General features: G+C 53.6%; 20 protein-coding genes and 1 tRNA gene. 12 read left to right on the forward strand and 9 right to left on the reverse strand.

Annotated features, from left to right (window positions below):
• Positions 1 to 44 precede the first annotated feature (44 nt).
• The 5 genes from BLW97_RS12855 to glnL all read right to left on the reverse strand — a co-directional run bounded on the left by BLW97_RS12855 (position 45) and on the right by glnL (position 4750).
• A tRNA-Pro gene (locus BLW97_RS12855) sits at positions 45 to 121 on the reverse strand.
• A gap of 10 nt (positions 122 to 131) precedes the next feature.
• Positions 132 to 1100 (reverse strand): polyprenyl synthetase family protein, encoded by a 969-nt coding sequence (locus BLW97_RS12860; protein WP_010639305.1) that lies wholly within the window; start codon positions 1098 to 1100, stop codon positions 132 to 134.
• Between the two features lie 124 nt (positions 1101 to 1224).
• Complete coding sequence (locus BLW97_RS12865; protein WP_024893118.1) at positions 1225 to 2163, reverse strand: tetratricopeptide repeat protein; 939 nt, start codon at positions 2161 to 2163, stop codon at positions 1225 to 1227.
• 95 nt (positions 2164 to 2258) lie between these two features.
• Complete coding sequence (gene ntrC / locus BLW97_RS12870; RefSeq protein WP_075323354.1) at positions 2259 to 3668, reverse strand: nitrogen regulation protein NR(I); 1410 nt, start codon at positions 3666 to 3668, stop codon at positions 2259 to 2261.
• Positions 3665 to 4750 (reverse strand): nitrogen regulation protein NR(II), encoded by a 1086-nt coding sequence (gene glnL, locus BLW97_RS12875; RefSeq protein ID WP_075323355.1) that lies wholly within the window; start codon positions 4748 to 4750, stop codon positions 3665 to 3667. The genes ntrC and glnL overlap by 4 nt, the downstream gene beginning before the upstream one ends.
• A 347-nt stretch (positions 4751 to 5097) precedes the next feature.
• Here glnL and BLW97_RS12880 point away from each other — a divergent pair, with 347 nt between their 5' ends.
• The 4 genes from BLW97_RS12880 (at position 5098) to BLW97_RS12895 (ending at position 11964) form a co-directional block, all read left to right on the forward strand.
• Positions 5098 to 5847 (forward strand): proteasome-type protease, encoded by a 750-nt coding sequence (locus BLW97_RS12880; RefSeq protein WP_010639297.1) that lies wholly within the window; start codon positions 5098 to 5100, stop codon positions 5845 to 5847.
• 260 nt (positions 5848 to 6107) lie between these two features.
• Positions 6108 to 7571, forward strand: a complete 1464-nt coding sequence (locus BLW97_RS12885) for a circularly permuted type 2 ATP-grasp protein (protein ID WP_075323356.1) — start codon at positions 6108 to 6110, stop codon at positions 7569 to 7571.
• A complete protein-coding gene (locus BLW97_RS12890; RefSeq protein ID WP_075323357.1) occupies positions 7556 to 8542 on the forward strand; it encodes an alpha-E domain-containing protein in 987 nt (328 codons plus the stop codon). Before BLW97_RS12885 ends, BLW97_RS12890 begins: the two co-directional genes overlap by 16 nt.
• Before the next feature lie 32 nt (positions 8543 to 8574).
• Positions 8575 to 11964, forward strand: a complete 3390-nt coding sequence (locus tag BLW97_RS12895; RefSeq protein WP_075323358.1) for a transglutaminase family protein — start codon at positions 8575 to 8577, stop codon at positions 11962 to 11964.
• Here BLW97_RS12895 and BLW97_RS12900 read toward each other — a convergent pair.
• Entirely contained in the window at positions 11961 to 12911 is a 951-nt protein-coding gene (locus tag BLW97_RS12900) for a PDC sensor domain-containing protein (RefSeq protein ID WP_024893114.1), read from the reverse strand. The two genes, BLW97_RS12895 and BLW97_RS12900, sit on opposite strands and share 4 nt — an antisense overlap.
• A 101-nt stretch (positions 12912 to 13012) precedes the next feature.
• Positions 13013 to 13306 (reverse strand): hypothetical protein, encoded by a 294-nt coding sequence (locus BLW97_RS12905; RefSeq protein ID WP_075323359.1) that lies wholly within the window; start codon positions 13304 to 13306, stop codon positions 13013 to 13015.
• A 207-nt stretch (positions 13307 to 13513) separates the two neighbouring features.
• Between BLW97_RS12905 and BLW97_RS12910 the strand changes: the two genes are divergently transcribed.
• The 8 genes from BLW97_RS12910 to BLW97_RS12945 all read left to right on the forward strand — a co-directional run bounded on the left by BLW97_RS12910 (position 13514) and on the right by BLW97_RS12945 (position 25003).
• On the forward strand, positions 13514 to 15448 hold the full coding sequence (locus BLW97_RS12910) for a PrkA family serine protein kinase (RefSeq protein WP_075323360.1): 1935 nt from the start codon (positions 13514 to 13516) through the stop codon (positions 15446 to 15448).
• 220 nt (positions 15449 to 15668) lie between these two features.
• Complete coding sequence (locus BLW97_RS12915) at positions 15669 to 16991, forward strand: ammonium transporter (RefSeq protein ID WP_235179991.1); 1323 nt, start codon at positions 15669 to 15671, stop codon at positions 16989 to 16991.
• A gap of 221 nt (positions 16992 to 17212) precedes the next feature.
• Positions 17213 to 18517, forward strand: coding sequence for a YeaH/YhbH family protein (locus BLW97_RS12920; protein ID WP_075323361.1), 1305 nt, complete (start codon positions 17213 to 17215; stop codon positions 18515 to 18517).
• Positions 18510 to 20000 (forward strand): SpoVR family protein, encoded by a 1491-nt coding sequence (locus BLW97_RS12925; RefSeq protein WP_075323362.1) that lies wholly within the window; start codon positions 18510 to 18512, stop codon positions 19998 to 20000. The genes BLW97_RS12920 and BLW97_RS12925 overlap by 8 nt, the downstream gene beginning before the upstream one ends.
• 155 nt (positions 20001 to 20155) lie before the next feature.
• Complete coding sequence (locus tag BLW97_RS12930; RefSeq protein ID WP_075323363.1) at positions 20156 to 21334, forward strand: outer membrane beta-barrel protein; 1179 nt, start codon at positions 20156 to 20158, stop codon at positions 21332 to 21334.
• A gap of 55 nt (positions 21335 to 21389) precedes the next feature.
• Entirely contained in the window at positions 21390 to 21728 is a 339-nt protein-coding gene (glnK, locus tag BLW97_RS12935; RefSeq protein ID WP_010639279.1) for a P-II family nitrogen regulator, read from the forward strand.
• Positions 21729 to 21780: 52 nt separating this feature from the next.
• Entirely contained in the window at positions 21781 to 23088 is a 1308-nt protein-coding gene (locus BLW97_RS12940; protein WP_024893108.1) for an ammonium transporter, read from the forward strand.
• 112 nt (positions 23089 to 23200) lie between these two features.
• The gene (locus BLW97_RS12945; protein ID WP_075323364.1) at positions 23201 to 25003 is read left to right on the forward strand and encodes a putative bifunctional diguanylate cyclase/phosphodiesterase; all 1803 of its coding nucleotides are present in this window, start codon (positions 23201 to 23203) and stop codon (positions 25001 to 25003) included.
• A gap of 19 nt (positions 25004 to 25022) precedes the next feature.
• On the opposite strand, the gene BLW97_RS12950 is transcribed toward BLW97_RS12945, so the two are convergent.
• Together BLW97_RS12950 and BLW97_RS12955 are read right to left on the reverse strand one after the other, a co-directional pair.
• Complete coding sequence (locus BLW97_RS12950; protein WP_010639273.1) at positions 25023 to 25580, reverse strand: GTP-binding protein; 558 nt, start codon at positions 25578 to 25580, stop codon at positions 25023 to 25025.
• A gap of 170 nt (positions 25581 to 25750) precedes the next feature.
• Complete coding sequence (locus tag BLW97_RS12955; RefSeq protein ID WP_010639271.1) at positions 25751 to 26137, reverse strand: hypothetical protein; 387 nt, start codon at positions 26135 to 26137, stop codon at positions 25751 to 25753.
• Positions 26138 to 26269 lie beyond the last annotated feature (132 nt).

The following is a 26269-nucleotide window of genomic DNA, read 5'->3' on the forward strand; positions in this document are numbered from 1 at the left end:
AAAAACACCAAAAAGGCCCGACGAAGCGGGCCTTTTCCACAATTTGGTCGGGGCGAGAGGATTCGAACCTCCGACATCCGCCTCCCGAAGGCGGCGCTCTACCAGGCTGAGCCACGCCCCGATGCTACTACCTAAAAGTCACGCTGCACCGCGAACCCGGCCAGAAATGTCAAAGCTGACTTTTCCGGACCATCGGGAAAGCTGGATAAACAAGCAATGGCTTGTTCAGCCTTTTCTGCCGCGACGCGCAAAGTGTAATCAATAGCTTCTGTTCTGGCAATGATTTCCCAGACCGCTGCAAAATCGGCCGGGTTTTCGCCATCCAAAGCCGCACGTAAAATGGCCTGCTCAGAGGGAGTAGCATGCTGCATGGCGTGAATGTAGGGTAAGGTCGCCTTGCCATCAGCCAGATCATCTCCCCGGTTTTTACCCATTTTTTCGGCAGAGGTGGAATAATCCAGGGCATCATCCATCAACTGAAAAGCAATCCCGAGTAACGAACCGTATTTTGCCAGTGCTGTTTCGGCCTGCTGATCCAGATGGTTGATCAAGGCACCAATACGCATGGCAGCCTCAAACAATTTGGCGGTTTTGGCTTCAATGACCGAAAAATAAGACGCTACACTCAAATCCGGGTCGTGCGCGTTTTCCAGTTGTGCTACTTCTCCCTGGGCAATGACACTGGTTGCCTCGGCCATGGTCGCCAAAATACGCATATCCCCGTCTGCCACCATCATTTCAAAGGAGCGGGCATAGAGAAAATCACCCACCAAAACCGCCGCCGCATTGCCCCACAGCTGATTGGCAGTGGCATTATTGCGGCGCAACTCAGATCCATCCACCACGTCATCATGCAAGAGCGTCGCCGTATGAATAAATTCCACCACTGCCGCCAGGGGAATTGGTCGCGCGCTGTGTTCTCCACCCATGCGCGCGGCCAGGAGCAGGACGATAGGACGCAGTCGTTTTCCACCAGCATTAATCAAATAGGTGCCCATCGCGGGGATGGTCGGCACTCCGGAACGCAGTTGCTCCTGAATCACCTGATTTACAGCCAACATATCCGACCGCACCAGTTGGTTAACCGACTCCAGATCCATACCTTGCTGCTCCCTGTTTATTGGCATCGGCACCACTTTACACCAGAAAGTGCCAAGCTTGCGGCCGCAGGGGATTGTGGTGAGGGCGACAATGGCTTGTCAAGCACGATTCCTGCCCAACGGCTCAGGCATCTGGGAGAGACTTGGGAATTTCCAGCTGTCGGGAACGGGCCAGCTGTCGCAATTCTTCAGGATCACCCTCCCACTCTGCCAGCACATCCCATAAGGGGTGCGGCCCAAGATCCTGACCTGCCCGCAACATCCGTTCTCGCAGCGTTTTCCCGCCACTACCTACCGTCAGGAAGAGCAAAATCAAAGCGTTGATGTATTCCTCAAGAAGATGCTGCTGGTGGGTAATACGCAGTAACTCGGCATAGAGCGGCAAACGCAGTGGCTCATGGGCAATCGCTCGCCACAATATGGCCATGCCATAATGCGGGTCACGATTGCGGGCAACCAGCGCAAGGGCCATTTCTGCGGTCATCGCGGCCTCACCGCCTTGTTCCTGCGGCATGGGAACAGTCATTCCCACCTTTTCGGCCAGCACCAGAAGTTCGAGATTGCCGGGATCCTGCTGCAAGCCGTGTTCCACCCGCTCCCGCCACCAGGTTTCATCCATGGGAACCTTGGCAGATTTTTCGCCCAGACTTTCCAGCAAATCCGCATAACTGTCCATATCAGCCATGGCAATATAGGTGTCCAGTAGCTGATTAATCACCCGGGTTTCATGAGGATTCAGATCGACATACCAACGTAATACCGTTGCCGCCTGCGCATGATGCCCGTATTCCAGATAAATATTCGCCTCATTGAGTAAGTCATCGATGCTGAGCGCTTCCTGCGTGGTCGCTGTCACTTTTTCAGCTTCAGGAATGGCTGTGACTTCACGCGGGGGAGCGGGAACAGTCTTGACTGGTAGAGCAGAGGCATCCCTGGAAAGATCTGGCGAAGCCGTCGCAGCGCGATTCTGCAAACGTCGCCGCCGGGCGCGCAAGCGAATAAACACTTCTACCAACAATAGCAGTACAACAACCACTTCCAGGAATATCATCAAGCCTTGCATAAACACCTCAACCCCACGACCGTGCTTTCAAACATGCTCTTACCCCGCATGTTCCAGTGCAATTAGTCTAAGGGCCAGAATTTGCAAGAATATTTTTAGTGATCTTCAATACCCAGTTCTTTCAGCTTGCGGGTCAGGGTATTACGTCCCCAACCCAATTTCTGGGCGGCATCCTGCTTGTGACCACGGGTATGCTGGAGTGCTGCTTCCAGCATACAACGCTCAAACTGGGGCTGAATTTTATCGAGCAGGGATTCTTCTCCGCTGGCCAGGCGTTGGCGCACCAGTGTCCCCAGTTGCAGCCGCCAATCCTGGAGGATCGGTGCCTCTGTCAGTTCCGCTAGCGGCGCCGCTACGCTCATCTCCGGAGGCAAATCAGTGATCTGCACCTCACTGGTAGGAGCCATGACCGTAACCCAGCGACAAACATTCTCAAGTTGCCGGACATTGCCCGGCCAGTGCCATTCGGTGAAAGCCATTTCGGCAGCCGGGCTCAGCAGCTTGCGCTCGACATCCAGCTGATCTGCACTGCGGCGCAGGAAATGCCGCGCCAGCCTCGGAATATCTTCGCGGCGCTCGCGCAGCGGCGGCAAGTGAATATGGATGACATTCAGACGATGGTAGAGATCTTCGCGAAAACTGCCGTCGCGGACCTTGGCTTCCAGATTCTGGTGGGTGGCTGCAAGCACCCGCACATCAGCACGCAAAGGGGCATGCCCCCCCACCCGGTAAAAAGTACCATCCGAGAGTACCCGCAGCAGGCGGGTTTGCAAAGCAGCCGGCATATCTCCTATTTCATCCAGAAACAGGGTACCCCCGGAGGCTTGCTCAAAACGCCCCTGGCGGGTTTGTACCGCTCCGGTAAATGCGCCCTTTTCATGCCCGAACAGTTCGGATTCCAGCAGTTCGGCGGGAATAGCGGCGGTATTGATCGCAATAAAAGGCCCTCTGGCCCGTGGACTGTGACGATGCAGGGCGCTGGCCACCAGCTCTTTGCCTGCTCCTGACTCACCGGTAATGAGCACATTGATCTGTGATCGGGACAAGCGTCCGATCGCTCGAAACACCTCCTGCATTGCTGGCGCTTCACCAATCATTTCCGCCGGGTCCACATCCTCCGTCTGGCTACTGGCTGTCGGTTCTTCCTGACTGCCCAAAGCGCGGCGAACCAGATTGATGGCCTCGTCCATATCAAAGGGTTTGGGTAAATACTCAAAAGCCCCACTTTGGAAAGCCGAAACGGCATTATCGAGGTCCGAATGGGCCGTCATGACAATAACCGGGAGCTTGGGCCAACGCGCCTGCACTTCCCTCAGAAAAGCCAGACCGTCCAGACCGGGCATGCGTAAGTCCGTGACAATGGCATTGGGTTGATCACGGCCCAACGCCCGCAAGGCACTGTCAGCATCGGCAAAACTCCGGGAAGGAATTTCCGCCTGAGCCAGAGCTTTTTCCAGTACCCAGCGAATAGAGGGATCATCGTCAATAATCCAGACCTGTTTCATTGCGGCTCCTCACGATGTTGGCCAAGGGGCAGGGAGACCGAAAAAATGGTTTCCCCCGGTCGGGAATGACAGTGCACGACGCCACCATGTCCGCGCACCAGACCCTGGGCAATAGCCAGCCCCATCCCCATGCCTGCCGCACGACTGGTCACCAGGGGCAGAAAAATGCGGGGCAAAAGATCCTCAGCAATCCCTGGACCGCTATCGACAATATCTACTCGTAGGGCGAGGCGAAATTTCTGGTGGAGCAAGGTGACATAGCGATCCACCCGGGTCCGAATTAGGATGGTGCCGTGGCGATCCAGCGCCTGCTGGGCATTACGCAGCAAATTGAGGAAAACCTGCACCAGTTGCTCCTGATCCGCATAAACTTCCGGAATGGAAAGGTCATAATCGAAACGCAACGCAATACCTGTGGGCAGTTCGGTCTGGAGGAGACGCCGTACATGCTCCAGCACCTGATGAATATTGACGTTGGCAAAAATCGGGCGACTGCGTGGTCCCTGTAAACGATCCACCAGATGATGCAGACGGTCGACTTCATGGAGTATGACCCGGGTATAATCTTTCAATTCAGGACGTTGCAATTCTCTCTCAAGAAGTTGGGTAGCGCCGCGCAATCCACCCAGAGGATTTTTGATTTCATGGGCAAGGCCGCGTAGCATTTCCTGAGCTGCTCCGTAAATCCGATCCTGCATTTCTTCTTCTGCATGCCGTGCGGGTAGTTCCATCGGTCGCATTTCGATAATCAGATGGCCATCGGCCAAAGGCGTCACCACCAGATCCACCACCGCATGGCTGCCATCATGAAGCTGCAACGGCAAGGCGCGACGCAGTATGGTCCCATTCAAATCGGTGGCATCGGCAAACAGCGCAGCAAAACGATCTTCTCCGACAATACTGCATAAGGCTGCAACGGTTTGGCCGCGTGCCTGATGCTGACTGATGCGCAGGAGATTTTCTGCCGCCGGATTCATGAAACGCAGCTTGTTTTGGGCGTCCAGAGTCATTACCGCTGACTCCAGGGCATCCAGCACCGCGTTTTCCGTCAATGCTGTTTTTGTGATTTTGCGCTGCACCATGCAAGCTCCAAGTGGGTAACCGCCTCTGGAGGCGCCTTCATAAATTTAACCAAGCAAAAAGCACACCAAACCAATCTCTGGCAGCCTGGAAATTGCCCTGCGTACGCATACAACTCTTCAGATGGGTACCAGCTCTAGTCAGTAACAGCGAAGTCTCCAATCAAAATGACCGCCCATCATCCAGAGCAACGGACGCAACCCGGATAGTGCACCGACCGCACCATAATAGTGCACAACCTCTGACCACCACAACGCCGGTAAATCATGCTCATGGTGAACAGGCTTCCAAAACACCAAAATATCAGCGACTATAACTACACAATGCTGCATGCCTACAGGGATAATTCATGACTTACTGCCTCACTGCCCACGTTTCCGGGGGGCTGGTTTTCTGTTCTGATTCCCGCACCAATGCAGGCACGGACAATGTCAGTATTTACTCAAAAATGCATAATTTTTGTTGGCCCGGTGATCGCTTTCTCTGTCTGCTTTCAGCCGGCAATCTGGCCACCACTCAGGGAGTCGTCAAACGCCTGCAGCAGGATATGGACCAAAATGCCGAAATCCATCTGCTGAACCTTTCCAGCATGGCAGAAGCTGCAGATTACATTGGCCTGATTAACGCCGAAATCCAGCGTAATCAGGTCTGTCGTGATACGGCCAACACCAATTTTGAAGCCACTTTCATTTTGGGTGGTCAGATCGGCAGCGAAGTGCCTGTCACCTACATGATTTATCCTCAGGGAAACTACATTCACGAATCAGCTGATCACCCCTTTTTACAAATCGGCGAAATCAAATATGGCAAACCCATACTCGACCGCGTGATCAAACCGGAACTGTCCCTGGAAGCCACCGCCCGCTGCGCGCTGGTTTCTATGAATTCCACCATGCGTAGCAATGTTACGGTCGGCCCGCCGGTTGAGTTACTCATCTATGAAACCAATTCACTGCAGATGGGCCGCTATCTTTCGCTGACCGAAGAAGATCGTTTTTATCGGAATCTTGGTGAACGCTGGAGTCAGGGACTCTTGCAGGCATTGGACGGTCTTCCGCCTTTTGACTGGGAAACTCCGACGGCTCTGCCGCCGCTATAAGGGAAAGCCAGTCGTAACGCACCATATTGGTGCATATCGCACCAATATGGTACAATCGGTTCACCGACATTTTGGCAAGCCGCTTTAGATAAAGCCTTCGTGCAACCAAGCTACTGGAGCAAATTCCACTCATCTTTCATATAGGTAATCAGCCTGACTGGCACGAGCTTTGCATCATTATTTGAGTTGAACGCGATAATACCCAAGCAGCTTCAACACAGAAGCATGGGCGAGAATCTTGCGACGAGGAGACAAAGCAGATGGACTGGCTCAGAACCCATTATCAACAGCAGATTACCCATGACGAACTGGTGGATGAAAATGCCCGACCGCGCCGGGCGGCTGCCCCCCTGTTCAATTATCTGAACACTCTGGACAGCAGCGAGTTGCAGGCGCGTCGTCAGGCTGCAGATACCTCCATTCTCGCCATGGGAATCACTTTTACCGTATATAGTGAAGCTGGCAATATTGATCGTGCCTGGCCTTTTGACATTATCCCGAGAATTCTTTCCAGCAGCGAATGGACGCGTATTGAAGAGGGACTCAAACAGCGCCTGCAGGCACTCAACCTGTTCATTGATGACCTTTACAATGATCAGCGCATTGTTGCTGATGGCGTTTTTCCGGGCGAAGTGCTGGAAGGTTCGCGCAATTTTCGGGATGCCTGTCGGGGTATTCGTCCCCCCTTCGGAGTCTGGGCACACATCTGCGGAAGTGATCTGGTGCGCGATGCCGACGGCACCATTTATGTGCTGGAAGATAACCTCCGGGTACCTTCGGGCGTTTCTTACATGCTTGAAAACCGCCAGATCATGAAGCGGCTTTTCCCGGAATTGTTCAAGTCATCCATTATCCGACCCGTCGACGACTACCCCAATCGCCTGTACGAAACCCTGGCGGCCTTGTCTCCGCGCCCGGAAGAAAAGCCCGTGCTCGCAGTACTTACCCCCGGCATATACAATTCCGCTTACTTCGAACATAGTTATCTAGCCCAGCAGATGGGCGCTTATCTTGCTGAGGGGCCGGATTTTTATGTCAGTAAGGAAGATATTGTTTATTTACGCACCATTTCCGGATTACAACGCGTCGATGTCATCTACCGCCGTATTGATGATGACTACCTGGACCCTGAAGTATTTTTTCCGGATTCCGTACTTGGCATCCCCGGACTACTCCGCGCCTGGCGGCGCGGGAATGTGGCCATTGCTAACGCGCCCGGTGCCGGAGTAGCCGATGACAAGGTCGTTTACGCCTTTGTTCCGGAAATTATTCGTTACTATCTGGATGCTGAACCCATTATTCCCAATGTCCCGACTTATTTGTGCATGCGCGATGCAGATCGGGATTATGTCCTCAGTCATCTGGCCGAACTAGTGGTTAAACCGGCCAACGAGTCCGGGGGTTATGGCATGCTGATCGGGCCCAGGGCCAGTCAGGCTGAACGCGACCGTTTTGCCGAACTGATCCAGGCCAACCCACGCAACTACATTGCCCAGCCAACCCTGAATATCTCCACCGCACCCACACTGGTAGATGATCATCTGGAGGCGCGGCATCTCGACCTGCGTCCCTTTATTTTGCAGGCGGATAAACTGTATGTAACCACTGGGGGATTGACCCGGGTGGCGATGCAGCCGGGCTCACTGGTAGTGAATAGCTCACAGGGTGGCGGCAGCAAAGACACCTGGATTGTTGATGAGGAGGCACCATGCTTTCCCGAGTAGCTGAAAATCTGTACTGGATGGCGCGCTACCTGGAGCGCACGGAAGACGTAGCCCGTCTGATTAATGCCACCACCCTGATGCTGCTGGATCTGCCCCCTGGAGCTTATTTTGGCTGGGATATCCTGTTGCAGGTCACCGGTGACGCGACGCTATACGCAGAGCTTTATGGTGCCCCCGAAGAAAACCGCATCATGCGTTTTTTGATTGCCGACGAGCGCAATCCGAATTCGGTCATGGCTGCCATTCATCAGGCTCGGGAAAACTGCCGGACGTTTCGCGACTTACTGCCTGGCGAGTTCTGGGAACGCCTCAACACCCTGTTTCTGTACGTCCGCGATCAGGCCGTTTCCGGAGCAGATAGCCGCCACGCCCGTTACGCCTTTCTCAACGAAGTCATTGCCCGACGCCACGCCCTGGTAGGCTTGCTGATCAGCAGCATGAGTCAGGATAACGTTTACCAGTTCATCAAGCTGGGACGCAATATGGAACGGGCGGATATGACCACGCGCATTGTCGATGTCACCAGCGCTGTGATTTTACCCCAGGATCAGGGCCTGCAGAAAACAGCGGGCAGCAGCTTGTGGATCGGGGTTCTGAAGTCACTCAGTGCCTTTGAAATGTATCGTCGCCATATTTCCGTGCAAGTGCGCAGCAATCAGGTAGTAGACTATCTGCTCAAGGACGGCAAGTTCCCGCGCAGCATGAAATATTGCCTGGGAGAAATGGAAGTGGCATTAGCCTATCTGCCCAATGCCGGAACCCCTGCAGAAGCCGTTCGTAGGGCCCGACGGCGCCTCGATCAACTGAAATTGAGTGACCTCCGCCCGGACCTGCTCCATGAATATCTGGATCAGGCCCAGAGAGATCTCGCCATGGTCCATCGGACCATTCAGGGTACTTATTTCGCCAGGGAAGATAGTGGTTCGGAAAATGCTCTGAATGGACTCCACTTGCAGGTTGCTCAAGCTTAAGTCCCACAGCACTTCACCACCGAGGATATTTTATGGGTATTCATGTCGTTCTGCGTCATCAGACCGAGTATGACTTTGATCGTTTGGTGGAAATCCATCCTCACGTACTGCGTCTGCGGCCGGCGCCGCACTGTCGTACTCCGATTCTTGCGTATTCACTGGAAGTCAGCCCCGAAAAACATTTCCTCAACTGGCAGCAGGATCCCTTCGGGAATTATCAGGCCCGTCTGGTTTTTCCTGAACGCGCCAAGTCCCTCAAATTCAGCATCGAAGTCATCGCCGATCTGAGCGTGATTGACCCTTTCGATTTTTTTATTGAAGAGCAGGCAGAACGCTGGCCGTTCCGTTACGAACCGGCATTATATAAAGAGCTGGCTCCCTTCCTGGAAAAAGAAAAAGCCGGACGCCTACTGCAACAAATGTTGCTGGGTATCATGAAACGCAAACAGCGGACCATTGATTTTCTAGTCGGCATCAATCAGCAGTTACAAACTGCCATCGCTTACAACCTGCGCATGGAAGTCGGCGTCCAGACTCCTGAAGAAACCCTGAAAAAAGCCAGCGGTTCCTGTCGGGACAGCGCCTGGCTGCTGGTACAGCTTTTACGACATCTGGGTCTGGCTGCCCGCTTTGTTTCCGGATATCTGGTTCAGTTGGTGGCCGATCAGGCGCCCCTCGAAGGTCCCTCCGGCCCCGCCCAGGATTTCACTGACCTGCACGCCTGGGTGGAAGTGTACATCCCCGGAGCAGGCTGGATTGGTATGGATCCAACTTCCGGTCTGTTTGCCAGTGAAGGGCATATCCCCCTGGCCTGTACGCCGCACTACCAAAGTGCCGCGCCGATCAGCGGTGCCACCGGAAAATGTGAGGTTACCTTTCATTTTTCCAATCAGGTCACCCGCTTGCCGGAAACACCCCGGGTCACCAAACCCTATACCGAGAGCCAGTGGGAAGAAGTCATGGTGCTTGGGCGAATTGTCGATGACCGCCTGCAGGCGGCAGATGTCCGTCTGACCATGGGCGGGGAGCCCACTTTTGTAGCTACGGAAGCGGTGGATGATCCACAATGGAATCTGGAGGCACTGGGCAAACACAAACGCGAACGCGCTGAAATCCTTTCGGAACGCCTGCGCAAGCATTTTGCACAAGGGGCTTTGCGGCATACGGGTGAAGGTAAATGGTATCCGGGCGAACCCCTGCCCAGATGGGCCTTGGGCTTATACTGGCGCAAAGATGGCCTGCCGGTGTGGCAAAATCCGGCATTGCTGGCGGATCCACTCAAGGATTACGGCTGGAAACCGGAAGATCTCCATCATTTCGCCTGTCAGCTCTGCGAACAATTGCAGGTAGACAGCACCCGGCTCATTCCTGCCTACGAAGATGCCTGGCATGTCCTTCATCAAGAGGGCCGGGTTCCGGTCAACATTGACCTCAGTACCCATCGCCTTGATGACCCTCTGGAGCGGCAGGCCCTCATCGAAAAGCTTCAGGCCGGTCTGGACCACCCCGTAGGTTGGGTTCTGCCTTTGGCCTGGGAATGGAATCAGCAATGCTGGTACTCCGCAACCTGGGTATTTCGCAGCGGACGCCTGATTCTTATTCCTGGCGACTCAGCTCTGGGGATGCGTCTGCCCCTCGATAGCCTGCCGTGGATGGTCGATCCGCACAAAAAATGGCAGCCGGAAACGGACTCCTTCGCGCCCTTACCGCCCTTACCGGATTTGCATGCCAAGCCGACTCCGGGGAGCAGCGATAAATCCGAAACAGCGAAAAGCCAGGCCAGCAACAAAGCCCCCAGCTGGGAGGAAATCCCCCACACAGCAGTCACCCTGGAGATCCGCCAAGGCTGTCTGTATTGCTTTTTCCCACCCCTGCAGGTGACTGAACATTATCTGCGACTACTCAGCGCCATTGAAGCCACTGCGGCTGCCCTGAAAATGCCGATCGTCATTGAAGGTTACCCGCCGCCCAGTGATCCGCGCCTGGAAAAACTGCTGGTCACACCGGACCCCGGCGTTATTGAGGTGAACATTCACCCTTCTTCCAGCTGGCCGGAAATGGTCGAAAAAACCACCCTGCTTTACGAAGAAGCCCATGCCTGCCGCCTGACCGCCGAAAAATTCATGCTGGATGGCCGCCACACCGGCACCGGCGGAGGCAATCACATGACGCTGGGCGGCGCTACCCCCGGCGACAGCCCTTTCCTGCGCCGTCCGGATTTGTTGCAAAGTCTCATTACCTATTGGCAGCATCATCCGGCTCTTTCCTATTTTTTCAGTGGGATGTTTATTGGCCCGACCAGCCAGTCACCCCGGGTGGACGAAGCCCGCCATGAAGCACTTTATGAACTGGAAATTGCCTTTACCCAGGTACCTCCAGGTACTGTCGTGCAACCCTGGCTGGTAGATCGCTTGTTTCGTAATCTTCTGGTCGACATTACTGGAAATACTCATCGCGCAGAAATCTGCATTGACAAACTCTACTCGCCGACCGGTTCCGCCGGACGCCAGGGACTGGTAGAACTGCGTGCCTTTGAAATGCCGCCTCATGCGCGCATGAGTCTGGTCCAGCAGTTGCTGGTCCGCAGTCTGGTTTTACGCTTTTGGGAAGATCCTTATCGTCATGCCCTGATTCGTTGGGGAACGACGCTTCATGATCGCTTCATGCTGCCCCATTATGTTTGGGAAGATTTGCGCGAGGTCTGTACGGACCTGCAAAACCACGGGATCCTCTTTCAACTGGAATGGCTGACACCCTTTTCAGAATTTCGCTTTCCAGAGCATGGGCATGTGCAGATTGGTGATGTACAAATAGAACTGCGTGCCGCCATTGAGCCCTGGCATGTTCTCGGTGAGGAGGTCACCGGAAGTGGCACCGCCCGCTACGTGGATTCGTCCATTGAACGTCTGCAGGTCAAGGTCACGGGAATGACTCCCGGACGACATATACTGGCCTGTAATGGGCGGCGTGTTCCGCTGCAGACAACCCGAGCCTCGGATACCCAGGTGGCAGGGGTGCGTTATCGTGCCTGGCAGCCGCCATCTGCCCTGCATCCGACCATTCCGGTGCATTCCCCACTGACATTTGATCTGATCGACACCTGGAATGGACGTAGCATCGGCGGCTGTACCTACCATGTCATGCATCCGGGTGGACGCAATTCGGAAGTATTCCCCGTCAACGCCTGGGAAGCCGAGGCGCGGCGCCAATCCCGCTTTACCACGACCGGTCACAGCCAACCCGAATCAACCCCTCCTACACCCCCCTCCATCATCGGGGTTCCGGTAGCTCCGGGTGAGGGGCGTTTCGTTGCCAGAGGCAGCGGTGAATACCCCTGGCAAGCACCTTATGATGAAGAACAACCGGATTATCCACATACCCTGGATCTGCGCATGGCCAGATCCCCAAAACCAAGGTCCTAACCTGCATCGTGGCGCTGGTCACGATGCTGTGACAGGAGCACTTCTGCCTGGCCGCCCAAATATACATATACGCCCAGGGCCACCAGCAGCAATGCAGCGGCCACCAGCAGCAGTACGGCCAACCAGAGATTCTGGGGGGCATCCAGAGCAAATTTGAACACCAGCATCAGGCCTTCGATGGACACCGCAATCAGGATGGCCGCAATAAATCGGGTCAAAGTGCGTCGCGTAGTACTATGACGACGAATGTCTTTGCGTAGCAGGACTTCCTCTTCAAAAATGGTTTTGGACAGATCAAATACGGCCAGCGCCAGGGTGAACAAAATAGTTGCCTGAAAAGGGGCCGCAAAATCTTCTGGCGCGGCCACCGCAGACCAGACCTGTTTCAGGGTGACAACTGCATGAAAACCCAGAGCGGCGCTGACCGCCAGCAGGCCAGTCGAAAACAGGGTATAAATGGCCTTGAAATAGGGTTCGAAGCCCCGCCGGATATCATCTTCTTCAAGCAGGGCGAGGGCTCTATCCAGCTCGCTATCCGCCACCAGCATGCCCAGCAGTCGCCCCTTTTCATCACGAATAGGTGCTGCAGCCGTCACACAAATATGACCATTGGCCGAAGATAAATAGGGTTCGGTCAGGACTGGAGACAAGGCATTGAGGGCCAGACGGTAATAAGGTCGATGGCTGCGATCCACGCCATCTCCATCTTCTTTACCAGCGGTACGGCGCCGGGAAGCAGCCACATTATCCCCAATTTGCCGACCCTCCGCATCCAGGAGATAGCACAAATCCAGAAAAGGGTGGCGGTTAATGAGGCAAGTCAGCTTTTTTCGTTGTTCATCCGCATGCTGCTGCAACAATGCAGGACTGGCGAGGGCATCAACGACGCCCCCAAGCAGTGCGGCAAGATCCTTGCGTACTTCGCGAAAATGCTCGAAGCGATTCATGACTCACCCCCAACAGGTCGCTCGTGGCGTCTATGTGCAAATTGTTCAGATTATGACCTATGTATAGTGCAGCAAGGGGCGTGCCATAGCCTCAACACCTTTTATGCTTCAAAGAATCTACTCACCCAAAAGCGGGAATCGGCATTTCGCAAAAAAGATGGCACGCTTCCTGCTAAACATATCCTGATCATGGTCATCTGATCACTCCTCCTCAAGTGGCTTCCAGGGCGGTCCTCCCGCCCTTTTTTTTGTTCAAAGCTCAGGCTCATCGCCAAATACCCATATAATCCGCTGATAAACAGCCAGTTAATATTTTGTGAAGCATTTCCGGACAGCATCTTTCTGGTCGGGATGCGGACTGGCGCAACCCGCCGCCATGCACCATAATTGTGCATAGAGCGCACCACCTACGAACAATTTGTTAGTACACAGTGCAGGAATACACAACAGGCCATATCGGGGAGAAAGACCAGAACTGCCCGCACTTTGGCACAGGAAATGCTTAACAAAAAACATCCTTCAACACCTGAACCCTAAGGTCGCGCCCATGTCCAAAAGATTCAGGCTGTAAACCATCGCGGCTTCGCCGCAAGGAGTGGCAAATGGCGTTATTCGACCGTTATCAGGAGCGTTTCCTGCAACAGCAGGAAGTCACCCTTTCACTGGACGCTTATCTGGATCTCTGTGCCCGTGAACCCATAGCCTATGCCAGCGCTGCAGAACGGATGCTGGCCGCCATCGGCGAGCCGCAGGTGATCGACACTCAGGCGGACCCCCGACTGTCGCGGATATTCATGAATCGAAAGTTGCTCACCTACCCGGCTTTCAATGATTTTTACGGTATTGAAGATGTCGTCGAAAATCTGGTGGCCTATTTCCGCCATGCCGCGCAGGGACTGGAAGAACGCAAGCAAATTCTCTACCTGCTGGGTCCGGTTGGGGCTGCCAAATCTTCTTTGGCCGAGCGTCTGAAGACCCTGATGGAGCAGCATCCCATTTACTGTCTGGCCGCCAACGGCAAGGTTTCGCCGCTTTACGAATCGCCTTTGGGTTTGTTTGATCGGGATGAAGATGGCCCCATACTGGAGGATCGTTTTGGTATTCCCCGTCGCGCCCTGAATGGCGTGATGTCTCCATGGGCGGCCAAACGATTGCGCGAATTTGGCGGTGACATCCGTAAATTCACGGTGCAGCGCCTGATGCCATCGCAGCTGCATCAAATCGGTATTACCAAGGTGGAGCCCGGTGACGAGAATAATCAGGATATATCCAGCCTGGTGGGCAAAGTGGACATTCGCAAGCTGGAAGATTTTTCCCAGGATGATCCTGATGCCTACTCCTACGCGGGTGGCCTGAATGTCGCCACCCAGGGTGTTCTCGAATTCGTGGAAATGTTCAAGGCACCGATCAAGATGCTGCATCCGCTGCTGACGGCCACCCAGGAGGGCACCTATAATGGCACCGAGGGATTTGGTGCCATGCCTTTTCAGGGTATCATCCTGGCCCACAGCAACGAATCGGAATGGTCCGCTTTCCGCAACAACAAGCGGAATGAGGCCTTTCTCGACCGGGTATATATTGTCAAGGTGCCCTACTGTCTGCGGGTCACGGAAGAAACCCGTATCTACCATAAACTGCTGGAAAGCAGCGCCCTCAATGACGCCCCTTGCGCGCCCGACACCATGGACATGCTGGCGCGTTTTTCCGTGCTCAGCCGCCTCAAAGAGCCGGGCAACAGCAGTCTCTGGTCCAAAATGGAAATCTACGACGGCAAATCCTTGAAAGACAAGGATCCCAAGGCCAAAAGCCTGCAGGAATACCGGGATGCTGCCGGCGTGGATGAAGGCATGGATGGCATTTCTACCCGTTTTGCCTACAAAATCATGTCGCGCACCTTCAATTTTGACAGTGATGAAGTGGCTGCCAATCCTGTCCATCTGCTGCACGTGCTGGAAACACAGATTCGTGCCGAACAGTTCCCGGCGGACACTGAATCCCATTATCTGGCTTTTCTGAAAACCGAACTGGCGCCCCGCTATGCCGAATTTCTGGGTCTGGAAATCCAGAAAGCCTATCTCGAAAGTTATGGGGATTACGGTCAGAATCTTTTTGACCGTTACATTCAATATGCTGACTTCTGGCTCCAGGATACCGAATTCCGTGATCCAGACACCGGCCAACTCATGGATCGCGGCCTTCTGAATGAAGAACTGGAAAAAATCGAGAAACCGGCGGGTATTGCCAATCCCAAGGACTTCCGCAATGAAGTGGTCAATTTTGTCCTGCGGGTAAAGGCTTCCAATGATGGGATCAGCCCTTCCTGGACCAGCTATGAAAAACTGCGTGCGGTTATCGAGAAGAAAATGTTTGCCAATACCGAAGACCTCTTGCCGGTGATTTCCTTCGGTAAAAAAAGTTCTTCCGAAGACGAGCGGAAACATCAGGATTTTGTCGCGCGCATGACCCGAAAAGGCTACACGGAAAAACAGGTCCGCCTGCTGGTGGACTGGTATATGCGCTATCGTAAACACCACTGAAATTCGGGTTCTATCCAGTTCTGATCTTTGCCCGCGTATGCGGGCATTATTTTACCCTGAAAACTATGCACCATATTGGTGCATAGTTTCGATGATTCGCTCTCTCTCCCGGCTCAAAATACCTCTATTCGTTGTTTTTAATGGCTTGCATGGTTTTTGCTAAACCAAATTGCACACACGGGGCATTCAGCCTCAGAAACGATGGAAAACAAGGAGCGATATGATGAAGAAGGGAGCAAGGCAATACGTATTTCGAGGAACGGCATGGATGGGTGCCCTCACCCTCCTGGGGAGTCCGCTGGCAGAGGCTGGCACCAGCACGCCCAGTTTCAATAGTGGGGATACTGCCTGGATGCTGACCTCTACGGCACTGGTGCTGCTCATGACCGTGCCGGGTCTGGCGTTGTTTTATGCAGGCATGGTCCGCAAAAAAAATGTGCTGGCCACAGCTGCCCAGAGTTTCGCGGTCACGGCGCTAATTTCGGTATTGTGGATGATGCTGGGATACAGCCTGTCTTTCACCACCGGTAATGCCTTTATGGGGGGCATGAGTCGCTTGTTCCTCAATGGCCTGGGGCTGGATTCGGTAAGCAGTCTGGCGCCCACCATTCCGGAATCGGTGTACATGACCTTCCAGATGACTTTTGCGATCATCACCCCGGCGCTGATTGTGGGCGCTTTCGCAGAGCGCATGAAGTTTTCAGCCCTGCTCTGGTTTACCGGTCTGTGGTCCCTGCTGGTCTATGCACCCATCGCCCACATGGTCTGGGGACCCGGTGGCTGGCTGGGCGCCGATGGCGTCCTCGACTATGCGGGCGGTACCGTGGTGCACATCAATGCCGGGGTAGCGGGCCTCGTAGCGGCGCTGGTCATGGGCAAGCGGGTCGGCTACAAGCATGATGTCATGCACCCCAATAATCTCATGTACACCCTGATAGGTGCTTCATTGCTTTGGGTAGGCTGGTTTGGATTCAATGCCGGGTCTGCGGTCGCGGCCAGTGATCGGGCAGGCATGGCGCTGGCGGTTACACAGATTGCTACTGCGGTCGCAGCTCTGGCCTGGATGTTTGCAGAGTGGGTGGCACGGGGTAAACCTACGGTATTGGGCATGACTTCGGGAGCTGTCGCAGGGCTGGTAGCCATTACCCCGGCTTCGGGTTTTGTGGGTCCCATGGGCGCATTGTGGATAGGTATTGCGGCGGGCGTCATTTGTTTCTGGGCCTCTGTCTACCTGAAAAACTGGATGGGTTACGATGACTCCCTGGATGCCTTCGGGGTCCACGCTATGGGTGGTATTGTCGGCGCGCTGCTCACCGGGGTGTTTGCCGTCAAAGCTATCGGCGGCACTGCGGGCGTGCTGGAAGGCAATACCGGACAGTTGCTGATCCAGGCTACCGGAGTGGGCGTCACAATTGTGTATGACGCTATCGTCAGCTTCATCATTCTGAAAGCCATCGACTGGACCCTCGGCTTGCGCGTGAAAGAAGAGCAGGAAAGGGAAGGGCTGGACATCACCCAGCATGGTGAACAGGTTTACGAGTAACCCGAAAATGGACCTGTGTCGGGCCGCTGCAAGGCCCGGAGCAGGTCCCCGGGCGGGCTGATCAGAACACGATTTCCAGGCTGCTGCCTGTTTTCCAGAACGACCTACGCGCGTAAACTGGAAACATCGAGCGTGCTCTGCTCAACCTGTAACGGGAGCATCCCGCAATCATTCTCTTGCGTCATCATCCGGAAAAGACCTGGTTTTCCGAGGAGCCTGCCATGAGTACGATTATCGACCGGCGTAGTTCCGGAACCCGATCCACCAGTAATCAGGAGCGCCTCCAGAGAAGAGTGCGCGCCCGCCTGAAGAGCGCTGTGGAAAAAATGGCGCGCTCCGGCTCCATTGAAGATCTGGCAAATGCCGATCAACCCATTTCCATCCCTACCCGCGATTTGCACGAACCCAACTTCCGCCGGGATTTCAGCGATTCCTCCTGGGAAAGAGTCTTGCCTGGTAACAAGGAATATCAGCGTGGCGACGAAATCAACAAACCCGAAGGCGGTGGTGCCGGTCAGGGCCGTGAAGGTTCTCCCGATGGTCTGGGCGATGACGAAGTCGCCATCGTCCTGTCCGCCGACGAGTTTCTGGATTTGCTTTTTGATGGGCTGGCTTTGCCCAATTTACGCAAAACCGCGCAGGGCGATGTCCAGGCGGAACAATGGCGTCGCGCCGGATTTATCAAGGACGGCAGCCCCTCACGCATGCATGTCGGCCGCACCATGCGCGCTGCCCGGGCACGCCGTCTGGCTCTGCGGGCTGGCAAACGCCGCGAGCTTCAGGAGCTGGAAGAAGCCCGCAGCAAACTGCAGGAGGAAATCAGCACACGCATTGCCCGCAAGGAAGATGTTTCCCTGGAGCAGGAACGTCTGAAAATTCTGGACGAGCAGATTTCCATCCTGGCGCGCAAAATCAAGGCGATTCCTTTTATCGATGAAGCCGACCTGCGCTTTGCCCATATTGACCAGCAACCCCATCCCATCACCAATGCGGTCATGTTTTGTGTCATGGATGTTTCGGGCAGTATGGGAGAAAAGGAAAAAGATCTGGCCAAGCGTTTTTTCCTGCTGCTCTACCTTTTTCTGCATCGCCATTATCAGGCCGTACAAATTGTTTTCATCAAACATCACAGTACGGCAACAGAATGTACTGAACAGGCCTTTTTTGGTGCCCGTGAGGGTGGTGGCACCCTGGTTTCTCCGGCCATCATGCTCACTGAAGACATCATGGCCAAACGCTTTCCGGTCGACCGCTGGAATGTCTACGTCGCGCAGGTTTCCGATGGTGACAACTATTTTGCCGATAATACGGTCGTAGCTGAACACCTGCATCAGCTTTTACCGCGCCTGCGCAATCTTTTTTACCTGGAGGTCAACCGCGAAAACGAAAGTGATCTTCTGCAACTTTATGATGGCATTGCGGAAGATTATCCCGAGCTGATTACCGCCAGAGCCAGCGCCCGGGAAGATATTTACCCCCTCTTCCGCACCCTGTTTTCCAGCGAGGAGATCCCCAGCCATGTCTAAGTTCCTGTTTACGGATAATGATTGGACTTTTCCACGCCTGGATGCGGTCACGGAAGCCATTGCCGTCATAGCTGCAGAAGAACTCCATCTGGACACCTATCCCAATCAGTTGGAAGTCATCAGCGCCGAGCAGATGCTCGATGCCTACGCCTCCATCGGCCTGCCGGTCTATTACGCGCACTGGTCTTTTGGCAAACAGCGCGCCATTGAGTCGGGTCAGTACCGGCGCGGTGAAATGGGTCTGGCCTATGAACTGGTCATCAACAGTGATCCCTGCATCAGTTATCTCATGGAAGAAAACACCATGACCATGCAGACTCTGGTCATTGCCCATGCCGCTTTTGGACATAACGCCTTTTTCAAAAACAATGCCTTTTTCCGGCAATGGACAGACGCCGAAGGGATTATCGATTATCTGGCTTTCGCCCAACGCTATATTGCCCAATGCGAAGAACGCTTCGGGATGGATGCGGTGACCGATGTCCTTGACGCTGCACATGCCATCAGTCGCAACGGCATTGACCGGGCGCGCCGCCCGCGACAGCTTTCGGCGCGGGAAGAAGAACAGCGCTGGCAGGAACGCGAACGTTATCTGGAGCAGCAGGTTCTGGAAATATGGCGAACCCTGCCCCCTGCACACACTCCCAGCACCCATTCCCCGGACAATTTCCCCTCTGAACCACAAGAAAACCTGCTCTATTTCATTGAAAAAAATGCCCCGCATCTGGAAGGCTGGAAACGGGAAATTTTGCGCATTGTCCGCAAAATCACCCAGTATCTTTACCCGCAGGGCCAGACCAAAATCATGAATGAGGGCTTTGCCTGCTTTGTCCACTATCACATCATGCACAGCCTCCACGCCAAAGGGTTACTGACGGATGGTACGCTGCTGGAATTTTACGCCAGCCATACGGCGGTAGTCATGCAGCCCGATTTTGATGACCGCCGTTATAGTGGTCTTAATCCCTATGCGCTGGGTTTTGCCATATTTCAGGACATCAAACGGATCTGCGTGGCGCCTACAGAGGAAGATCGGCGCTGGTTCAGTTTTGCCGGCGACCCGGACTGGCTGAAACACATTCACTTTGCCATGCGCGAATTTCGGGATGAGAGCTTTGTTCTGCAATACCTTTCTCCCAAGGTAATGCGGGATTTACATCTGTTCTCCCTGCACAATGCGGTAGATGAAGCGACCTACCGGGTCAGCGCCATCCATGATGATGCGGGCTACCAACACCTGCGCGAAGCACTCGCCCAGCAAATTGCCGACAGTAGCCGCCCTCCGGACATTCAGGTCATCTCTGTAGACCGCTGGGGAGATCGGCAGTTACGTCTGAAACAAATGGACCAGCAAGCCCTGGATCTTGAAGAAGCCCAAAAGACTCTGGGATATATACAGGAGCTTTGGGGTTATGACGTCCATCTGGATATTGAAGATCAGACCTTGACGGTGCCACAACCCCGACCAAATGACGAACCGTAACGCATCATTTTGATGCAATGCGCACCATATTGGTGCGCATGACAACTTACTCCGTCGTTAAATTTAATAATCTATTTGTTTTTTAAATGTTTTTTTCATGGCACTGAATTTGCTAAACGCTTTCTGCAACTACACTGACAGGGAGCGTTACTTCAATGAAAAACAGCAAAAAAACATTAAGCAGTCGATATCACCCCATTTTCCTGGCGATGCTGGCTGTTTCGCCCTTCGCCATGGACAACGCCGAGGCAGACCCCCTGGCTCTGCCCAGCCCGCTGACCTTCAATGCCGGTCCTTTGGGTATCCTGAATGTTCAAGGTGTAGCCAGTGGCTATGGGGTATGGCAGGACAACAAGTTTCCCAGTTCCAGTAATCCGGGCAGCAAATCCGCCTCTGCCGATATCAGCAATGGTATGGTCATGATCTCCAAAAATTCCGGCCTTGTGCAATTTGCCGTCCAGGCTGGCGCCTATAACGTCATGACCCTTGGTGCCAATTATGCTTCTACCGGGACGTTTACCCAGGACACTTTTGGCGCTCTGCCCACGGGTTATATTGAAATTGCCCCGAATGATCATTTTAACGTCCAAATCGGCAAACTTTTCACATTGATTGGTGCGGAATATACCTTCAGCTATCAGAACTGGAATATTGCGCGGGGCCTGCTCTGGGGCCAGGAAAATGCCGTCAATAAGGGTATCCAACTCAACTATAGTGCGGGACCCATTACCGCTGCCGTCTCCTGGAATGACGGATTCTACTCCAATCGTTTCAACTGGATGAGCGGCATGGTCAGCTGGGCGCTGGACAAGCAGAACACGCTCTTCGTCCAGGGTGGCGGGAATCTGGGCCACACGGATTACGCCTACTCCAGCATTGCCACCACGCCTTTGCAAAATAATGAGGCCATTGTCGATGTCGGGTACACCTACAGCGGAGGTAATCTTGTCGTTACCCCGTATATGCAATACACCAGTGTTCCTGCCAGTGCCATCCAGGCCTTGGGTGCAGGCAGCAAAACCACCAGCACCCTGGGGGGTGCCATCCTCGCAAACTACAGCCTGACGGACAAAATTTCCCTGGCTGGTCGCGTCGAATATATCAGCAACTCGGGAAGCGCCACGGATGGATCGGCCAATCTGACAGGCTTTGGGGCAGGATCTCACGCCTGGTCGCTGACAGCCACACCCACCTATCAGGATGGCGGCTTTTTTGCCCGCGCCGAACTTTCTTATGTCAAGGCTAGCATGGCCAGCGGTACTGGTTTCGCGGGTACCTCCGGGCTCGCCAAAAGCCAGATCCGTGGCATGGTCGAGACCGGCTTTATGTTCTAACCCCTGGGGGGGGTTACCCCCCAGGATGTTCCAACCCTGTGCAAGAGGTAACGTCATGAAATTGATTACTGCCATTGTTAAACCCTTCAAACTCGATGATGTCCGCGAGGCCTTATCGGCGGTGGGGATTCAGGGCCTGACCGTCACCGAAGTCAAAGGCTTCGGGCGCCAGAAAGGTCACACTGAACTCTACCGTGGTGCTGAATATGTCGTGGATTTTCTTCCCAAGGTCAAAATCGAAACCGTCATCAGTGATGATGCCGTCGACCAGGCCATTGAAGCCATCGAAAAAGGCGCCCGAACCGGAAAAATCGGTGACGGCAAAATCTTTGTTTCGGAAGTTCTGGATGCCATCCGTATCCGTACCGGTGAAACCGGTAACGACGCACTTTAAATTTAAACCGTTCTACAACCGCTCTTAAATTGTTAAAAGGGGGAATTACCTCATGTCAGTAGCTTGGCTGAATACGGGCGATAATGCGTGGCAGCTCACTGCCGCAACCATCGTCGGTTTACAAAGTGTTCCGGGGCTCGTGGTACTTTACGCGGGCATTGTCAAAAAGAAGTGGGCCATCAACTCCGCTTTCATGGCCTTTTACGCTTTTGCTGCCGTAATGATCGCCTGGCTCCTCTGGGGCTACAACATGGCCTTCGGCCACGAATGGTTTTCTTTTGTGGGTATACCGGGCCCCATCGCCAGTATGAATGATGAACTCATGCAAACGGTCTTCCCGACCAGCGGCTCTACTGCGGCCATGCCGATGGCGACGATGGTGTATTTTCAGTTTGTCTTCGCTGCTATTACCTTGGTCATCATGGCGGGGGCCTTTTTGGGCCGCATGAGTTTCAAGGCCTGGATGATTTTTGTACCCCTGTGGCTGACTTTCTCCTACACGGTTGGTGCCTTCAGCCTTTGGGGTGGCGGCTTCCTCTCAACGATGGGCGTTATCGACTATTCCGGTGGATACGTCATCCATTTGTCTGCAGGTATTGCCGGATTTGTCGGTGCGGCAGTGATTGGTCCCCGTCTTGCTCGGGATCGTGAAAACTTCCAGCCCAACAACGTGCTATTAATGCTGGTTGGTGCCGGTATTCTCTGGCTCGGCTGGAACGGCTTTAATGGCGGCGATCCTTATGCTGCCAGCCGCGATGCCGGTGCCGCCGTCCTCAATACCAACGTGGCCACCGCCATGAGTGTGTTGACATGGACAATCATGGACATTTTTTACTTCAAAAAACCAGCAGTAATTGGCGCTGTTCAAGGGATGATTACCGGACTGGTCGCAATTACCCCGGCCGCTGGTGTGGTAGACGGATATGGTGCTATTGCCATTGGCATCGCTTCCGGCATTATCCCCTGGATCAGTATGAATATTGTCGGTAAAACAGCACTGTTCCGTAAAGTGGATGACACCCTCGGCGTATTCCACACCCACGCTGTAGCCGGGGTACTGGGCGGCATTATGGTGGGCTTACTCGCCACCAAGGAAGGCTGTAAAGCTTACGGACTCAGCAACCCAGGAGGTGCCCTTACTGACGGTAACTGGCATCAGGTCTGGCTGCAGATTATTGGCGCAGCATTTATCATCGCCCTGAATATTGTCGTCACTTATATTCTTCTGAAGCTGATCAGCCTGGTGGTACCGCTGCGCATGTCTGAAGAAGAACTGATGATTGGGGATGATGCCATTCATGGTGAAGAAGCTTATGCTTTCTATGGTGATGGTGAACGGCGTCCGGTGACGGGTGACTGAAGCTATCTGGTAAAACTTTAGGAATAAGCAATATACGGCGGGAAACCGCCGTTTTTTTGTGTCCATGCAAAAAAACAAAATTAGACTAATTAAATTAAGCGGGATTATCCAAATGAACAGCCTTAAAACGGACGCCATGAATCAGGAATCTATCATCAGTCGCCTGCAACATCTCACGCGGATTTACGATTTCGGCGCTTTCTTTGAAGAAACTGCAGCACTGGCTGCGGAACAATTGCAGGCCGAAGGGGCCGCCTTCATTGTTCGTGAAGGAAATAATTTACGTTATTTATTTTTTCATGGCTTGCCGTCCGCTTATGCGGAGTTAGCCAGCCATGTTTTTCCCGATAATCAGGGCATCAGTGGCCGGGCCATTCAACTGGATCAGGCAGTATTTGTAGACAATTATCCTGCAGACTCCTCGGCCATGCCTGAATATATCGCTACCGGATTAAAAGCCAGTCTGGTCATCCCGGTGCATGGTCCCGAAGGAACTAATGGCATTCTTGCCATTTCCTGGTTTACCGCCAATATTCCAGTAATCACCGAAGCGCAGTTGCAGCTCGCCCAACTGCTTGCTGACATGCTTGGCGCAGCCTGGTACCGCATGGGCATGGAGCTGCACCTGGAGCATATTGCCACTCGGGATGCGCTCACGGGCGTCCCCAACCGCTATCAACTGGAGGAAAGACTCCAAACCGCTTGTGCCCGTGCACAACGTGACCAGCGCACTTTGGCCCTGGTCCTGCTGGATATTGACGGCTTCAAGGAAGTTAATGACAACCTGGGGCACCAGGCTGGAGACCGGCTCTTGCGCGAAATCGTGACGCGTCTTCAAGACGTATTGCGCGCCAGTGACACTATTGTTCGCCTGGCCGGGGATGAATTTCTATTACTCCTCGAAAATCTGCACAGTCGTCGGGATCTGGAAGATATTTTACAACGCGTGCTGATTGCCCTGAATATTCGTATGGGTGTTGATCACCAGCAGATCCGCATCACTGCCAGTGCCGGAGTCACTACTTATCCACATGATGAAGTTCCCGTCCTGGAGCTCATTCATCACGCCGATCAGGCGGTCTACCGAGCCAAAAGCCAAGGGGGGAACTGCTGGGTTTATTATGATCATGACGATGACGAACGCCGCCGCGCCGCACAGCGCTTGCGCGGCGAGCTGGAGCGCGCATTAAAACAGAAAGAATTTGTTTTGTACTGGCAACCTATCATCAACTTGCATACGGGTCAGTGTGTCGCAGCAGAAGCACTGATTCGTTGGCAGCATCCCGAAAGGGGCCTGCTACTGCCCGCCAGTTTCATGGATATTGCCGAAAACTCTCCGGCCATGCAGCGGATTGGTGCCTGGGTCACTCAGGAAGCTTGCCGACAGGGAAATAAATGGGCAGAACAGGGTTTCCTGCTCGACATTCAAATCAACCTGTCCGCCCGCCAGATTGAGAATCATCGACTCTGCGAAGAACTGCGCGCGAATCTGAACACGTGCCCGGCACTACTTCCAGAACGGGTCTGCCTGGAACTCGTCGAAAGAATTGCCTTACGGGACATTGGCAAAACCTCACGATTAATCCAGGACTGTCAGAGCCTGGGGGTGAGATTTGCACTGGACGACTTCGGGACCGGTCCTGCGGCCCTGCAGTATCTGCTTGAACTTGGATGTAACCAGATCAAGATTGACCATACTTTTGTTATTCCCATGACACGCAGCCAGCGTCATCAGGATATGGTCCGCGCCATGGTACAAATGGCCCACGCCTTGGGCGTTTCCGTGACCGCCGAGGGAATTGAAGATGAAATCACCCTGCAACTTTTGCAGACCAGCGGAGCGGATCGTGGTCAGGGTTACCACATTGCCCGACCAATGCCTGCACAGGAAATGGTCGCTTATATACAAAAGTAGAATAACGGACTATAAAAATTCAGCTTTGCAGGGTGGCTGCCAACACCATTTCATCCAGCAGCATACGCAAAAGTGCAAAAACCTCATCAGGGTCTTGCGCATCCGTAGTCGTCAGGCGCAAGCGAAGATCACCATGTCGCAAGTAGGGCGGCATTTTAAGAATGTCTCGCTCATCCAAAGACAGCTTATTAAGGGCTACGACGACAACGGCCCGATTCAGATAAGGCAGGATCTTGTCCAGATAGAGGTGAATTGCAGCGATGGGATTAGGACGTTTGGCGTCCACCAGGACAACCAGCCCGTCGGTATTTTTGCCTAGAATTTCCCACATAAACTGAAACCGTTCCTGCCCGGGAATGGCGTATATATGCAAGCGATAATCAGTTTTTGGGCAGGTAATCACCCCATAATCCATAGCCACCGTGGTAGTTTTTTTCTTTTCCGAAGGCAGCGCATCTGAGTACTTGGCATCCGTACTCAGCATGTTTTCACCGAAAATGGATTGTAGGGCGGTCGTTTTACCAGAACCAACATGCCCCGCAATAATAACCTTTTTTTCTATGGGAGCGTCATTCATAAATTCATGATTCCATTCGCGACATCAATCAGTTAAAACTAATTTTTTTGCAATATACTACAAGCATAATCATTCATATAGCCTACCAAGGCCTGGCGTTAATCAGCGCCTTAGTGGCAACTTTGCTTTTTACCTGCTTTATCTCGGTAAATTTGTCCGTTAACCGTATATTATGGCTTGCTAATAGCCTGCCCTACATAACGCCCCATCCAGTGTTCTATTTGCTGAACTTCCTGAAGATGCCCATAGAGGCCAATGCGTGCTGAAAATTTGGTCACTGCAGCACCCTTGGATGTGAGATTAATAAGAACAGCATTACCCTCAGAATCATAGCCATGGACTTCCACGGTGGTCGGGCTGATTTGTTTAGCTCCGGTAAATTGCATGCCTGCCTGGGGCAAAGCCTTTTCTGCAGCCGCCGTGACCACCGCCAGTGAAGCCGGATAATACGTATAATAAGGCACCGGATTGACTTGCGGGGCCCAACTGGCCGTACAACCGCTCAGCCCCAGAGCCAAGACCACAGACACCGTCGCAAGGCGTGACGAAAAAGACATAAATTTCCTCCAAAAAAGCAGACATTAAACATTAATCAGAATGATCGTTTGATGTACAATATACCCGAAATTTCCGGGGAACAATGCTCTATCTGCCATGCCTCGCTTTTCACCACACTCCTGCTGTAGGCA

Source organism: Acidithiobacillus albertensis, assembly GCF_001931655.1.
GTDB classification, from domain to species: domain Bacteria; phylum Pseudomonadota; class Gammaproteobacteria; order Acidithiobacillales; family Acidithiobacillaceae; genus Acidithiobacillus; species Acidithiobacillus thiooxidans.

Coding starts and splice junctions, on each gene's coding strand:
- BLW97_RS12920 (WP_075323361.1), top strand. CDS start 17,213: ATGAGTACGATTATCGACCGGCGTAGTTCCGGAACCCGATCCACCAGT.
- glnK (WP_010639279.1), top strand. CDS start 21,390: ATGAAATTGATTACTGCCATTGTTAAACCCTTCAAACTCGATGATGTC.
- BLW97_RS12915 (WP_235179991.1), top strand. CDS start 15,669: ATGATGAAGAAGGGAGCAAGGCAATACGTATTTCGAGGAACGGCATGG.
- BLW97_RS12900 (WP_024893114.1), bottom strand. CDS start 12,911: ATGAATCGCTTCGAGCATTTTCGCGAAGTACGCAAGGATCTTGCCGCA.
- BLW97_RS12955 (WP_010639271.1), bottom strand. CDS start 26,137: ATGTCTTTTTCGTCACGCCTTGCGACGGTGTCTGTGGTCTTGGCTCTG.
- BLW97_RS12865 (WP_024893118.1), bottom strand. CDS start 2,163: ATGCAAGGCTTGATGATATTCCTGGAAGTGGTTGTTGTACTGCTATTG.
- glnL (WP_075323355.1), bottom strand. CDS start 4,750: ATGGTGCAGCGCAAAATCACAAAAACAGCATTGACGGAAAACGCGGTG.
- BLW97_RS12860 (WP_010639305.1), bottom strand. CDS start 1,100: ATGGATCTGGAGTCGGTTAACCAACTGGTGCGGTCGGATATGTTGGCT.
- BLW97_RS12910 (WP_075323360.1), top strand. CDS start 13,514: ATGGCGTTATTCGACCGTTATCAGGAGCGTTTCCTGCAACAGCAGGAA.
- BLW97_RS12945 (WP_075323364.1), top strand. CDS start 23,201: ATGAACAGCCTTAAAACGGACGCCATGAATCAGGAATCTATCATCAGT.
- BLW97_RS12885 (WP_075323356.1), top strand. CDS start 6,108: ATGGACTGGCTCAGAACCCATTATCAACAGCAGATTACCCATGACGAA.
- BLW97_RS12890 (WP_075323357.1), top strand. CDS start 7,556: ATGCTTTCCCGAGTAGCTGAAAATCTGTACTGGATGGCGCGCTACCTG.
- ntrC (WP_075323354.1), bottom strand. CDS start 3,668: ATGAAACAGGTCTGGATTATTGACGATGATCCCTCTATTCGCTGGGTA.
- BLW97_RS12925 (WP_075323362.1), top strand. CDS start 18,510: ATGTCTAAGTTCCTGTTTACGGATAATGATTGGACTTTTCCACGCCTG.
- BLW97_RS12905 (WP_075323359.1), bottom strand. CDS start 13,306: ATGCACAATTATGGTGCATGGCGGCGGGTTGCGCCAGTCCGCATCCCG.
- BLW97_RS12930 (WP_075323363.1), top strand. CDS start 20,156: ATGAAAAACAGCAAAAAAACATTAAGCAGTCGATATCACCCCATTTTC.
- BLW97_RS12950 (WP_010639273.1), bottom strand. CDS start 25,580: ATGAATGACGCTCCCATAGAAAAAAAGGTTATTATTGCGGGGCATGTT.
- BLW97_RS12895 (WP_075323358.1), top strand. CDS start 8,575: ATGGGTATTCATGTCGTTCTGCGTCATCAGACCGAGTATGACTTTGAT.
- BLW97_RS12940 (WP_024893108.1), top strand. CDS start 21,781: ATGTCAGTAGCTTGGCTGAATACGGGCGATAATGCGTGGCAGCTCACT.
- BLW97_RS12880 (WP_010639297.1), top strand. CDS start 5,098: ATGACTTACTGCCTCACTGCCCACGTTTCCGGGGGGCTGGTTTTCTGT.